Annotated in this window: 10 protein-coding genes; 6 read left to right on the forward strand and 4 right to left on the reverse strand. The window is 49.9% G+C overall.

Features of this window, described 5'->3' with window-relative positions:
* The first annotated feature begins 225 nt into the window (after positions 1-225).
* The 3 genes from KDM87_RS00205 to KDM87_RS00215 all read left to right on the forward strand — a co-directional run bounded on the left by KDM87_RS00205 (position 226) and on the right by KDM87_RS00215 (position 3,898).
* The gene (locus tag KDM87_RS00205; RefSeq protein ID WP_212677247.1) at positions 226-1,893 is read left to right on the forward strand and encodes a methyl-accepting chemotaxis protein; all 1,668 of its coding nucleotides are present in this window, start codon (positions 226-228) and stop codon (positions 1,891-1,893) included.
* 45 nt (positions 1,894-1,938) lie between these two features.
* Positions 1,939-2,802, forward strand: coding sequence for an HDOD domain-containing protein (locus KDM87_RS00210; protein ID WP_212677248.1), 864 nt, complete (start codon positions 1,939-1,941; stop codon positions 2,800-2,802).
* Positions 2,803-2,932: 130 nt separating this feature from the next.
* The gene (locus tag KDM87_RS00215; protein ID WP_212677249.1) at positions 2,933-3,898 is read left to right on the forward strand and encodes an MBL fold metallo-hydrolase; all 966 of its coding nucleotides are present in this window, start codon (positions 2,933-2,935) and stop codon (positions 3,896-3,898) included.
* A gap of 116 nt (positions 3,899-4,014) precedes the next feature.
* On the opposite strand, the gene KDM87_RS00220 is transcribed toward KDM87_RS00215, so the two are convergent.
* Together KDM87_RS00220 and KDM87_RS00225 are read right to left on the reverse strand one after the other, a co-directional pair.
* Positions 4,015-4,230 carry a SlyX family protein gene (locus tag KDM87_RS00220; protein WP_329604874.1) on the reverse strand — a complete coding sequence of 72 codons (216 nt, stop codon included), beginning with the start codon at positions 4,228-4,230 and terminating at the stop codon, positions 4,015-4,017.
* A gap of 206 nt (positions 4,231-4,436) precedes the next feature.
* A complete protein-coding gene (locus tag KDM87_RS00225) occupies positions 4,437-4,751 on the reverse strand; it encodes a hypothetical protein (RefSeq protein ID WP_212677250.1) in 315 nt (104 codons plus the stop codon).
* A gap of 229 nt (positions 4,752-4,980) precedes the next feature.
* On the opposite strand from KDM87_RS00225, the gene KDM87_RS00230 reads away from it, so the two are divergent.
* Positions 4,981-6,501 (forward strand): B12-binding domain-containing radical SAM protein, encoded by a 1,521-nt coding sequence (locus KDM87_RS00230; protein ID WP_212677895.1) that lies wholly within the window; start codon positions 4,981-4,983, stop codon positions 6,499-6,501.
* A 60-nt stretch (positions 6,502-6,561) separates the two neighbouring features.
* Here the strand turns inward: KDM87_RS00230 and KDM87_RS00235 are convergent, their stop codons facing one another.
* Positions 6,562-6,876 carry a metal-sensitive transcriptional regulator gene (locus tag KDM87_RS00235; protein WP_186895925.1) on the reverse strand — a complete coding sequence of 105 codons (315 nt, stop codon included), beginning with the start codon at positions 6,874-6,876 and terminating at the stop codon, positions 6,562-6,564.
* A 417-nt stretch (positions 6,877-7,293) separates the two neighbouring features.
* On the opposite strand from KDM87_RS00235, the gene KDM87_RS00240 reads away from it, so the two are divergent.
* The gene (locus tag KDM87_RS00240) at positions 7,294-10,212 is read left to right on the forward strand and encodes a bifunctional diguanylate cyclase/phosphodiesterase (protein ID WP_212677251.1); all 2,919 of its coding nucleotides are present in this window, start codon (positions 7,294-7,296) and stop codon (positions 10,210-10,212) included.
* On the opposite strand, the gene KDM87_RS00245 is transcribed toward KDM87_RS00240, so the two are convergent.
* Complete coding sequence (locus KDM87_RS00245) at positions 10,171-11,046, reverse strand: Dyp-type peroxidase (protein WP_212677252.1); 876 nt, start codon at positions 11,044-11,046, stop codon at positions 10,171-10,173. The two genes, KDM87_RS00240 and KDM87_RS00245, sit on opposite strands and share 42 nt — an antisense overlap.
* Before the next feature lie 190 nt (positions 11,047-11,236).
* Between KDM87_RS00245 and alaC the strand changes: the two genes are divergently transcribed.
* A complete protein-coding gene (gene alaC / locus KDM87_RS00250; protein WP_212677253.1) occupies positions 11,237-12,502 on the forward strand; it encodes an alanine transaminase in 1,266 nt (421 codons plus the stop codon).
* The last annotated feature ends 54 nt before the right edge of the window (positions 12,503-12,556 follow it).

Genomic DNA, 12,556 nt, shown 5'->3' on the forward strand with positions numbered 1-12,556 from the left:
AATTCCTATCTTAGAGGATATGCAACAAAGTGAATGACGGATTCAGAAGCTGAAAGGCTGATATGAACAACACGATGCTTCTGGCATTGCATTTGCTTAAAAGATTGAACGGCATTGAGTGAACGATAAAGTGCGGTTACAGGCAAGACCTGAACCGGATCGATTATTTCACGGACGTTATTTTAGATGCAATCATTTGATTAAAATTACTCAAAGGACGCCAAAATGAATCTCCGCCAACTTCATATAGGAACACGTCTCGCAACTGGTTTCGGCGTTATCCTGGTTTCTTTGATTGCAATGCTCGTTATCAGCAGCGCGCTCAGCGCACGCAACCGGCAACAGATGCTGACAGGCATAGAACTGTCGTATAGCAAAACAGCACTGGCAGCCAAGATGAGAAGCAGTATGCTGGAAGGCGGCATGGCAATCCGGAATATAGGATTGCAGACCGACCTGGCCGAAATCGACAAACAAAAACTAATCGTCAAAAACCAGCAAAACGCATTTAACGAGGCGCGTCAGAAATTGATTGCACTCGGGCTCAACGATGCAGAGAAAAAAATTCTCGATAGCGTGCTCAGCTTAGATCAACAAGTCGATGGCCCGACCAAGGAAGCATTCAAAATGCTGCTGTCGTTTAATGGTGAAGAAGCCGTCAAAGTTATCTCGACACAGATCGATCCTTTGCAACAGAAAGCACTGCAGGAGATCAACAAGCTGGTTGCATTGCAAGATGCCGCCTCGGCGGAACTGGCAGCGCAATCGGAAAGTTCTGCAAATAAAACCATAGGAACACTGGTGCTCATGGCATTGCTTGTTTTATGCGCTGGCATCGCTTTTTCTGTGTTACTCACACGCAGTATCACGTCACCATTACGCGAAGCCGTGGCAATTGCGAAGCAGGTTGCCGCTGGTGAATTATCTTTTCATGCAGAACCTGAAGGCAATGATGAAATCAGCGAACTGCTGCAAGCTCTGAAAGAAATGAACGACAATCTTTATCACATAGTCAGCGAAGTCAGACAAGGCACGGATGCCATTGCGATTGCGTCAGGCGAAATTTCAACTGGCAATGCGGATCTTTCATCACGCACAGAAACGCAGGCAGGCGCGTTGGAAGAAACAGCAAGCTCCATGGAAGAGATCACCGCCACCGTGCGCCAGAACGCCGACAATGCCCGCCAGGCAAACGCGTTGGTGACTTCGGCATCGAATTTTGCGGTCAAAGGCGGCGAGGAAGTCGGCAAAGTTGTGAACACCATGAATTCGATTAAAGAAAGTTCGCGTAAAATAGTCGATATCATCAGTGTGATTGATGGAATTGCATTTCAGACCAACATTCTGGCGCTCAATGCTGCAGTAGAAGCTGCTCGTGCCGGAGAACAAGGGCGCGGGTTTGCCGTGGTGGCAAGCGAAGTCCGGAATCTGGCACAACGCAGTGCCAACGCTGCCAAAGAAATCAAAACCCTGATCGGTGATTCAGTAGAAAAAGTCGGGACTGGCGACAAACTAGTCGAAGCAGCAGGCAAAACCATGAATGAAATTGTCCGTTCCGTCAAACATGTGGCGGACATCATGGCTGAAATCACCGCTGCAGGTCAGGAACAAAGTTCCGGTATTGAAGAAGTCAATCGTGCAATCACACAGATGGACGAAATGACCCAGCAAAATGCGGCACTGGTAGAACAAGCCGCTGCCGCAGCAGAAAGTATGGAAGAACAGGCAGGCAACCTTGCGCGTGCGGTATCTGCATTTAAACTCGACACAGACGGACGTCATCAACGTCCCGTACAGCGGGTGCAGAAAGAAATCACCGACACGCCTACACCCATGTCTCTGCTTTCTGCGACAGCTGGAGCAATTGTAAAAACTCTAGGGATGAAAACGTGACTCCCGCCATCAGAAGTCTGGAAAAACAGACGATAGTCAACAGATATGAAGAAGTCAGCAGTTATAAAGTCAGAAGCATTACGTAATATCGTTGCACAGATCAGCTCGGGCGAACTGGTTTTTCCTGCCAACGTCCGGGCAACTTTAAAAATTCAGGAAGCGCTTGATGAACCGAAATATGGGACAGACGAGATCGCCAAACTGATTATTCAGGAACCCTTGGTCGCCGCCCGCGTTATTGCCGTCGCCAATTCCGTCGCCTACAGCCGTTTCGGCGGTGGCATTACCAATGTCCGCATGGCGATTTCCATTCTCGGATTCAGTACCTTACGTTCTGTTGTCGCCGCCGTCATCATGCGCCAGATATGTCTGGCAATTTCCGATAATGCCATCCGGGAAAAGATGGAATATCTGTGGGTGCATTCCGCAACCGTCGCAGCAATGGCGCATCTGTTAGCACGTAAAGTCAGCAAAATTGATCCTGAAACTGCGCTGTTTGCCGGTGTTGTCCATGAAGTTGGCGGTTTCTATTTACTGTCGCGCGCAGAAGAATTTCCTGCATTATTAGAAAGCGGAACAGAGATCGATTATCCGTCGGCAGACCAATCTCACGAGCTGGAAATCACCCGCGCAGTGCTGCAAAAATTAATGATTCCCAAACGGGTTATGAGCAGCATAGAAAGCTGCTGGCATGGTGCCCCGGTATTTCCACCCGTCAGTCTGGGCGACACTTTATTGCTGGCGAATCACCTGACCGATACGGTCTCTCCGCTGAAACAACCTCATCACACGAAGCAGACAGTGAATACAGGCAAAATCGACTTCATGGTCGGGAACAAGTCTTTACAAGAGATTCTGGATGAGTCGCAAGAAGACCTTGGGTCCCTGACAGAGGCACTGATTCACTGATTTTTTATATCACCAGCCCAGTCAATCATAGCAACTGGCTAAAAATAGACTGGTCGTCTGCACGCTTTGCATTTATTCGGCATAATCAGCTTCGCATGTTTGCCCGACCAATGACTTGAAGGAAGAACAAATGAAAGCATCACATCTGTTATATGCAGGAATCCTTGCTACTGCCAGCGTATTTACGCTCTCCGTCAGTACAGCCTATGCCGCCGCACCTATGGTAAAAACTGCTGCACCTGGCTATTACCGAACCATGTTGGGTGACTTTGAAGTCACCGCCATTTCAGACGGCACGGTACAACTTCCTGTGGATAAGTTACTGACCAACACAACGCCAGCGAAAGTCAACAAAGCGCTGGGTAAATTACACCAGCACAGCCCGTTGGATACCTCCGTCAACACTTACCTGATCAACACCGGCAGCAAATTAATACTGATCGATACCGGCGCTGGCGCTTTATTTGGCCCGACTCTGGGAAAAATGCAGGCCAATCTGAAAGCTGCGGGTTATCAGCCCGAACAAGTCGATGAGATTTACATCACGCACATGCATCCCGACCATGTCGGCGGCCTGATGAACGGCGACAAAATGGTCTTTCCGAACGCCGTGGTACGCGCTGATCAGCATGATGTTGACTTCTGGCTGAGCCAGGCCAATCTGGACAAAGCGCCACAAGAAAGTAAAGGCTACTTTCAAGGCGCAATGGCATCACTGAACCCTTATGTCAAAGCAGGTCAATTCAAATCCTTCGACGGTGCCACAGAACTGGTTCCTGGCATCAAGACAATACCGGCGCACGGTCACACCGCTGGCCACAGTATTTATAAAATCGAAAGCAAAGGTCAGACACTGGTACTGTGGGGTGATCTGATGCATGTGGCTGCGATGCAGTTTGAGAATCCATCCGTCACAATACAATTCGACTCTGATTCTAAAGCAGCGGCTGTTGAACGCAAAAAAGGCTATGCCGATGCAGCACAACAGTCTTATCTGGTCGGCGCGGCACATCTGGCATTCCCGGGTCTGGGCTATGTGCGTAAAGAAGGTAAAGGCTATGCCTGGGCACCTTTGAATTACGCACCACAGCCATAATCAGCTTTGTGCCTGCACCATCGCGGGTCATAACAAAAAAGGACGAATCGCCTCGCGGCTTTCGTCCTTTTTTCCATCTGCGGTATTTTCAGCAACCAGCAATGCTGAGTGAAAATTTAATAATGCGGTGGCCTTTCGTCGACGACGGTATTTTTCTGGCTCGCCATCACCGCCAGTTCACGGATACGGCCTGCCATCGCAGCACACAAAGCTTCCAGCTCATCAATTTTTTTCTGTTGACGATACACCTGCGTATTCAGGGTATCGACCAGATCATCCTGTCGTGACAAACGGATTTCCAGATCAATCAGACGTTCTTCGGTATTCATCATGCGACCACATTATTTGAAAGAGATCGCAGTATGCCATACCCCGGCGACGTTAAAAGAATTCAGTTCCCGGCATGTTTTCAAAGCAAAGTAATCCACTACAAAAATCAGGCGCATCACTTTGTTTTAAAAACGCACCCGCGCTAGTCAGTCGCAACCCCTGATTGCCCGCCATTTTTTAAGAATGCATACATCATCTGTGTTCATCCTCAGATCGCAGTGCGATGACTGTTTTTCTCAGCGACAGATTGTTGCTTGAATTGATTTTGCTGATCTTGCTGATCCATCGCGAGTTTTTGCTCTGTCGTCAGACGTTTCGCAGAAATCACGACAGTTTGTATCCCGTTTTGTTCAGCATCGTAAGCCAGTTTTTGCGCTTCCGTCATTGCCTTCGCAGTGATGGTAACGGTCTGGATTTTATCCTGAGTACCATGATTAACAGTGTGGAAAGCGCTGCTGCTGATAAAGACTGCAGCACACATCGCGACTGCAAAAATGCTGGTGTTTTTCAGTGATGATTTCATTTTATTTCTCCTTCAGTGGTTGGTTGATGTGTGTACTTTAGAAGAACGTTTGTCCAGCTGCGAGCGATATGCGACGAACTGCAGAAACGCGGGATTGAAATTACAAATATCCGGAGTAAAGAATGCATCCTGTGCTTGCCAACACCTGCGTTTCACTGCGGCTACGGGTATGAATCCGCATCAACCGCGCCCAGCGTACAATAGCGGCTTTCTACCTGCTTTCCGCTCCATGACTATCCTGCTGACGACCCTGAATGCCCGCTATGCCCACGCTTCCCTGGGGCTGCGCTATCTACTCGCCAATATGGGAGAATTACAGGAGCAGACAAAGATTCATGAATTCGTCATCGGCGCGCGCAGTACTGACGTAGTGGAAAAAATTCTTGCCTATCGCCAACCTGAACAAAAATTCATCGTCGGTTTTGGCGTCTATATCTGGAATGTGGTTGAAATTACCCAGATCGTTGCGATTCTGAAACGGGTAGCGCCTGAGGTCATTATCATTCTTGGCGGACCAGAGGTATCGCACGAAACTGGCGATCAGGAAATTATCCGTCTTGCAGACTACGTGATTACTGGCTGGGGCGATATCAGCTTTGCGAATTTGTGTCAGCAGATTTTGCGCGGTCCGCAACCTTTAATGAAAATCCATGCGGGGCTGCAGCCGCCGATGAATGACATCCGTCTGCCGTATCAGCTCTACAGCGACCAGGATATCCGCCACCGCACTTTGTACGTCGAAGCCTCACGCGGTTGCCCGTTCAAATGCGAATTCTGTTTATCCTCGCTCGATAAAACCGCCTGGCCGTTTGATATCGATGTTTTTCTGGCAGAGATGGAAAGCCTGTATCAGCGCGGTGCTCGCTTATTCAAATTTGTTGACCGTACATTTAATCTGAATATCAAGACCAGCCTGAAAATCATGCAGTTTTTTCTGGATAAGCTGGCCGCCGCACCGGATGATCCAGTGTTTGCTCATTTTGAAGTGGTTCCCGATCATTTGCCCGACGCCCTGAAAGAAGGAATACAAAAATTCCCCGCAGGCACGCTGCAATTTGAAATCGGTATTCAGAGTTTTAATCCTGAAGTGCAAAGCCTGATCAGCCGCAAGCAAAATAACGACAAAGCGGCCGAAAACATACGCTGGTTATGCGAACACTCGCACGCCCATTTGCATGTCGATCTGATTGCTGGTCTGCCGGGTGAAACGATGCAAAGTTTTGCTGCTGGTTTTAACAAACTGGTTGCGCTCGGGCCGCATGAAATTCAATTCGGCATTTTGAAACGCTTGCGTGGCACACCTGTGATACGCCATACCGACGCATTCGGCTTAGTATTCGATCCGCAACCACCATACACAATATTGGCGAATAAAGATGTGCCCTTCGCCGACATGCAAAAACTGGTGCGCTTTGCCCGCTACTGGGACATGGTGGCGAACTCGGGACGCTTTGCAAACACCCTGCCTGTCATTCTGGCCGACGCGCCGTTTGAAAATTTCCTGGCTTTCTCAGACTGGATTTACACCAGCACCGATGCCACCCACAGAATTGCCCTTGACCGTCTGGCGGGGCTGGTCAGCAAATGGTTACAGGAAGAACGTGGCATGGAAAGAGAAGCTGCGCTGGCACTGGTATCCAGCGATTATGCGGGCGACGCCAAGCACAAACAAAGCAGCAGCAAACCCGCAGCAGAAAAAACGACAGCCAAAGCCACTCCGCAACGTCAGAGCAGACATATCGCTGCCTGAATACGACTCACAGACGCTGATGCTTCAGGCAAACAGCGTCTGTGGCGTTGGTGGGCAACATCAGGCGAATTTTTCTAACAGCGCGGCGAGGCGCTTGCTGCCTTCAATCGCCTCTGCCGTCGTCTTCGCTTTTTCAGCCTGAGTGACGACAGAATCCGTCAGCAAAGTCACAAAAGAACGGTCCAGCGCCTTGCGTGCTGCCGACATCTGTTGCGCGATACCTTCACAATCATCCGCCGTATCCGCCTTCGCAATCAATTTCTGCACACCGCGCAACTGACCTTCGATACGCGCCAGTCTGTGCATCAGATCTTTTTTCTGTGCATCGCTTAACGCATTCCCTGGAACTATCTTTAATGGGGGAGTATCTGCCATCTTCGTTCTCCTGAGTAGTGTTTATATGAGTTATACGGGCATGATTCCCTATACTCTACCGAGTATGCTAACAGCATTCAAGCCAGACAAGGAAACTGTGTCACCTCACGCGACACACGCAAAAATACCGGGCAGCGCTCTGCACAGAAGAACTGATCAGGCTCAGACCAGAGCCGCGGTATCAATGTATCAATTTATTAGAATGATTCATTTTGCGAAGAAAGAGATACATCAAAAGAGAGACATAAGCTCTTTGTGCCGGAATCTAAAATTCCGGCAATGTCCCAACTCAATTCATTGACGTTATACCGCATAATAGTCAGGCTTAGTCATCATTCAATTTTCATGTTAAAGACGCAGAACCCCAGCCTGTTTGCCCGTTTCAGATCAAAGCAGCCGCTTTCCCGGATACTGTCAGTGATACTGATCTATTTTCTCGCTTGCAGCCTGGCAATCTCCATTACTTATCGCGATTCGAATCTCAGCCTGCTCTGGTTGCCTGCAGGTGTTGCGATTGCCGTTATTTTTCGCTATGGCAAAGTGATGATTCCCGCAATTTTCATCGCTATCCTGCTCACGGAGTTATGGTGGAAATTATCCATTTATCAAGCAATCTTACTTGCCATCGGTTCCACGACCGGGCCTGCCGCAACCTGCTGGATGCTTCATAAAAAAAATTTCGACCTGCACTTTACAGCGCGCCGCGATGTACTGTGGTTTACGATGTCTGCGCTCGCCGGCTCGATGATTTCTGCGACATTTGGCATACTGGCTTTAAGCATTCTGTCTGGCAAACCGTTCACCGGCAGCACCTGGTGCATCTGGGTTGCCGGTGACACCGTGGGCGCTTTACTGGCCAGCCCGGTATTACTTGCGATATCGCGACGTTCTTTACATGCACTTGAGCATAAAAAAGAAACTTTGATTTTTCTGATTCTGCTGGCGGCGGCGAACTGGTTCGTTTTTTTGTCACCGTATAACTATCTGCGTCTCAGTTTCGTGATTGTCGCCATGATGATCTGGGCTGCGATGCGATTCAGCCTGCTGGCGGTCAGCAGTATCACTCTGGCATTGGCCATATTTTCGACCTGGGCCGCTTCGAATAATCTCGGCAGGTTTTCCAGTTTTGAAGCGTCCGGCCTGGTTGTGGTCTGGGCGTATGTCACCACGATTGCCTTGATTGCTCTGATGATCAACGCCATGCGATCAGAAAACGCGATCGCCAGTAAAAAAATAAACGAAACCTATCAGCGGCTCAATAAAGTGACGTCCCGTCTGCCTGGTCTGGCAATACAATACCGGGTACGCTCTGACAAGACCACGAGTATTCCTTACGCCAGTATCGGCATCTTGCAGATGTTAGAAGTGACTCATCAAGACGTCAAAGATAACGCGCAACAGCTCGTAGACAGAATCGATCCTCGTGATGTCGAGACAGCCAGACAACAACTCGCACAGGCAACCCGGGAGCTATCACCATGGCAAACGGAATTTCGCTTTTATCGCCTGGATGGCAGTGTGCGCTGGTTGTTTGTCGATGGCCTGCCTGAGCGCGAAGCCGATGGCGCTATGCTCTGGCATTGCTTCCTCAGTGATATTACAGAGCGCAAACAAGCAGAAAAAGATTTGCATATCGCTGCCTGCACCTTTGAATCACAAGAAGGTATTTTCATCACTGATGCCAATTGGAAAATTCTGAAAGTTAATCAGGCATTCACCCGGATCACCGGGTTCACCTCAGAAGACATGCTGGGAAAACGTCCCCCGGTTTACAGAAGCGATGAGCAGGACAGCGCTTTTTTCCAGAGAATTTTTGACTCATTGAAAGAGAAACATTTCTGGAACGGCGAATTATGGAGCCTGCGCCGCAATGGCGAGGCATTTCCGCAAATGCTGACACTGACAGCCATCATGGAAGGTCAGGAAATCAGTAACTACGTTGCGTCATTCACCGACATCAGCCTTTCCAAAAGTTATGAAGCAGATATCCGCAAACTCGCATTTTACGATTCGCTGACGCAGTTGCCGAATCGCCGCCTGCTGATGGATCGCCTCGAACATCTGATTTCTGTACGTCAACGCAACAGCAGTCACAGCGCCATTTTTTTCATCGATCTGGATAACTTCAAAAATCTGAATGACACACGTGGGCACGATGCGGGCGATTTGTTATTGATAGAAACGGCAAAGCGTTTAAGTAGTTGCGTACGCGAAAGCGACACCGTTGGCCGCTTAGGTGGCGACGAGTTTGTTGTCATCCTTGAAGAACTCAGTGCAGACAGAAAAGAAGCGATTATTCAGGCAGATAGAATTTCAGAAAAAGTCCGCCAAGTTTTGAGTGAACCATACCAGATTGCTGATTTTGAACATCATGGTTCCAGCAGCGTCGGCGTGTGCTTATTTCAAGGTGACGAGATCACGGTCAAAGACCTATTCAAGCGAGCCGATACCGCCATGTATGAAGCCAAGACAGCCGGGCGCAATACCGTTCGCTTCTTCGATCCGGCAATGCAGGCGATATTACTGGTGCGCATGCTGCTGGAATCGAATCTGCGCCTGGCATTATCACAGAACCAGTTCCAGCTTTACTATCAGGTGCAGGTGAATGCTGACGGCAAATTCCTGGGCGCTGAAGCGTTGATACGCTGGTGGCATCCGGATCGCGGCTTCATCTCACCGGCTGAATTTATTCCCCTGGCAGAAGAAACTGGCCTGATCATTCCTATCGGTCAGTGGGTGTTAGAAACCGCTTGTGCGCAATTGAAGCAATGGGAAAAATCGGCCGCCACCGCAAATCTGAGCCTGGCAGTGAATGTCAGTGCCAAACAATTTCAACTCACATCGTTTGTCGAAACACTGAGTGAGATCGTTGCTCGGCATCAGATTAATCCCGCGCTGCTTAAAATTGAACTGACCGAGAGTGCCATTCTCGACAACATCGATGCCACCACAGAAAAAATGCGCGAACTGAAAAAACTCGGCATCGCTTTTTCTATGGATGACTTTGGTACCGGGTATTCTTCATTAGCCTATCTGCAGCGACTACCGCTGAATCAGCTGAAAATCGATCAGTCCTTTGTGCGGGATCTGAGCCACGATGAAAATGACGCGACCATCGTTCGCGCCATCATCGCACTGGGCATCAATCTCGGTCTGAATGTGATTGCGGAAGGTGTGGAAACCAGCGCCCAGCGTGCATTTCTGATTAAACACAGCTGCACGGCATTTCAGGGCTATCTGTTTTCCAAACCTTTGCCGATGGAAGAATTTATGTCCTTGTTAGAACAGGAACATTCAGCTCACACCGAGCAAGCGCAAATCGGCTTTACCGGATAACAGCGGCGGACACCAGAAATAACTGCCGGTTTGCGGCTGCGTGAATTGAAACAACGCATCGGTCATGCCATCTTCAGCACCGGACATACGACGCAGCTGCGCTTCAAACGCAGCATAAGAAGTGGCAAAGGCGACGAAATACAAGCCACCATTGGCGCCATCCGACCACGGCATAGAGCGGCGCATCACGAAGGCTTCCGGCTCGAAATTTTCCTGCGCGGTACGTTTCACATGCGCTGATTCCGGTGCATCGTCGAGCTCTTCATTGTCGTCTTTACGCCGCCCTATCATATCGTCCTGTTCCGCTTGCGGCATCGCCTGCAAACGGTCAAAACGGTGTTCCCATTGCTGTATTGCGACGTAGCTGCTGCCATCGGCTGCAATCGCGACCGCCAGCGCCTCATCGCCTTGCGGATTTTCTGTACCATCTTCGTAGCCACTGAGATCGCGACCACCGGCATATTTAAATGCATCGGTTTTTTGCTGCAAAACAAACGCGCCTGCCAGTGCCTGTTGCAGACGGATTTGCTGATGCAACAGCTCGCCGCGTTCATCTTCACGCAACCAGCACCACAAGGCCGCTGGCGTTGCAGGCAAGCGTACTTTGCTGCCCGCTATGCCGGAGAATTCACGCAAGCCAGGTATGCTGGCTTGTAAAAAACCGGCCAGCGAAGCACCGATACCAATCACCAGACGTTCGCCGTCAGCGAGCGTTTGTAATTGCTGCAAAGCCTTGCGTACCGCGCTTTGGCTGACGTTTTCCTGTAAATCAAAACTCAGATACACCGCGTGCAAAGGTAAAGCCTGCACGATTGCTGCCTGATGCTGCGACATAATTTTCCCCGTCTTTCTGTCAAAACCGATCAATGTTCACAGCATAACGCATGCCTCTTTTTTTGACAGTCATCGGCTTACAAAAGCCTTGTGAACATATTGATTTGGTGGGTACAATGAAAAAGGAAGTTCGCGCTTCCACGTCGCTCGGACGGTTCCGGGCGCTACGTTACTCACACACAAACTGATCATGACAAACACACTTACTCCGCCGGGCCGGGGTTCAACGGGTGAAAATACACCTGCATCCACGCCTGCTTCCTCCCCAAAATTTTCGTTCTCCCGCATCAATCGTCTGCCGCCTTACGTGTTTAATATCACGGCAGAACTCAAGATGGCCGCCCGTCGCCGTGGCGAAGACATCATCGATATGTCGATGGGTAATCCGGATGGAGCGACACCAAAACACATCGTCGATAAACTCGTCGAAGTCGCGCAACGGCCCGACACGCATGGCTATTCCGCGTCCAAAGGCATACCGCGCCTGCGTCGTGCAATTGCGCGCTGGTATAAAGACCGTTACGCGGTCGATCTGAATCCCGATTCCGAAGCCATCGTCACCATAGGTTCGAAAGAAGGTCTGGCGCATCTGATGCTGGCGACGCTGGACAAAGGCGACACCGTACTGGTGCCGAATCCAAGCTACCCGATTCACATCTATGGCGCAGTGATTGCGGGGGCAGATATCCGTTCGATACGCATGAGCCCAGACGTGGATTTTTTCAGCGAACTGGAACGCGCGATACGCGAAACTTATCCGAAACCGAAGATGATGATTTTCGGTTTCCCATCGAACCCGACCGCGCAATGTGTGGAACTGGAATTTTTCGAGCGCGTCGTGAAACTCGCCAGAGAACACAATATTCTGGTCGTGCATGATCTGGCGTATGCCGACATCGTGTATGACGGCTGGAAAGCGCCATCCATCATGCAGGTGCCGGGAGCGCGTGACGTCGCCGTCGAATTTTTCACGCTGTCGAAAAGCTATAACATGGCGGGCTGGCGCATCGGTTTCATGGTCGGCAACAAAGAATTAGTCGCCGCACTGGCCCGCATCAAGAGCTATCACGATTACGGCAGTTTCACGCCGGTGCAGGTGGCCGCAATCGCCGCACTCGAAGGCGATCAGACTTGTGTGCATGAGATTCGCGATCAGTATCAGAGCCGGCGCGATGTGCTGGTCAAAGGCTTGCACGACATAGGCTGGATGGTCGATAAGCCGAAAGCGTCGATGTATATCTGGGCACATATTCCTGAACATTACCGCCATCTTGGCTCACTCGAATTTGCGCGGCAAGTGCTGGATAAAGCCAAACTCTGCGTCTCGCCGGGCATAGGTTTCGGTGAATATGGTGACGACTATGTGCGTTTTGCGCTGATCGAAAACGAATCGCGCATCCGTCAGGCTTTACGCGGTCTGAAGCACATGTTCAAAGAAGATGGCCTGATCAGCTAAACTATGATTGATCTGTGACGGATAAAAAAGTAAGAGCAGAGTGCTCTTACTTTT

This window comes from Cognatundibacterium rivi (assembly GCF_018139565.1).
Lineage (GTDB): Bacteria > Pseudomonadota > Gammaproteobacteria > Burkholderiales > Burkholderiaceae_D > Undibacterium > Undibacterium rivi.

What these genes read in the sequence shown, in the direction of transcription:
- KDM87_RS00205 (WP_212677247.1), top strand. Translation starts at nt 226, where the DNA reads ATGAATCTCCGCCAACTTCATATAGGAACACGTCTCGCAACTGGTTTC.
- KDM87_RS00210 (WP_212677248.1), top strand. Translation starts at nt 1,939, where the DNA reads ATGAAGAAGTCAGCAGTTATAAAGTCAGAAGCATTACGTAATATCGTT.
- KDM87_RS00215 (WP_212677249.1), top strand. Translation starts at nt 2,933, where the DNA reads ATGAAAGCATCACATCTGTTATATGCAGGAATCCTTGCTACTGCCAGC.
- KDM87_RS00220 (WP_329604874.1), bottom strand. Translation starts at nt 4,230, where the DNA reads ATGATGAATACCGAAGAACGTCTGATTGATCTGGAAATCCGTTTGTCA.
- KDM87_RS00225 (WP_212677250.1), bottom strand. Translation starts at nt 4,751, where the DNA reads ATGAAATCATCACTGAAAAACACCAGCATTTTTGCAGTCGCGATGTGT.
- KDM87_RS00230 (WP_212677895.1), top strand. Translation starts at nt 4,981, where the DNA reads ATGACTATCCTGCTGACGACCCTGAATGCCCGCTATGCCCACGCTTCC.
- KDM87_RS00235 (WP_186895925.1), bottom strand. Translation starts at nt 6,876, where the DNA reads ATGGCAGATACTCCCCCATTAAAGATAGTTCCAGGGAATGCGTTAAGC.
- KDM87_RS00245 (WP_212677252.1), bottom strand. Translation starts at nt 11,046, where the DNA reads ATGTCGCAGCATCAGGCAGCAATCGTGCAGGCTTTACCTTTGCACGCG.
- alaC (WP_212677253.1), top strand. Translation starts at nt 11,237, where the DNA reads ATGACAAACACACTTACTCCGCCGGGCCGGGGTTCAACGGGTGAAAAT.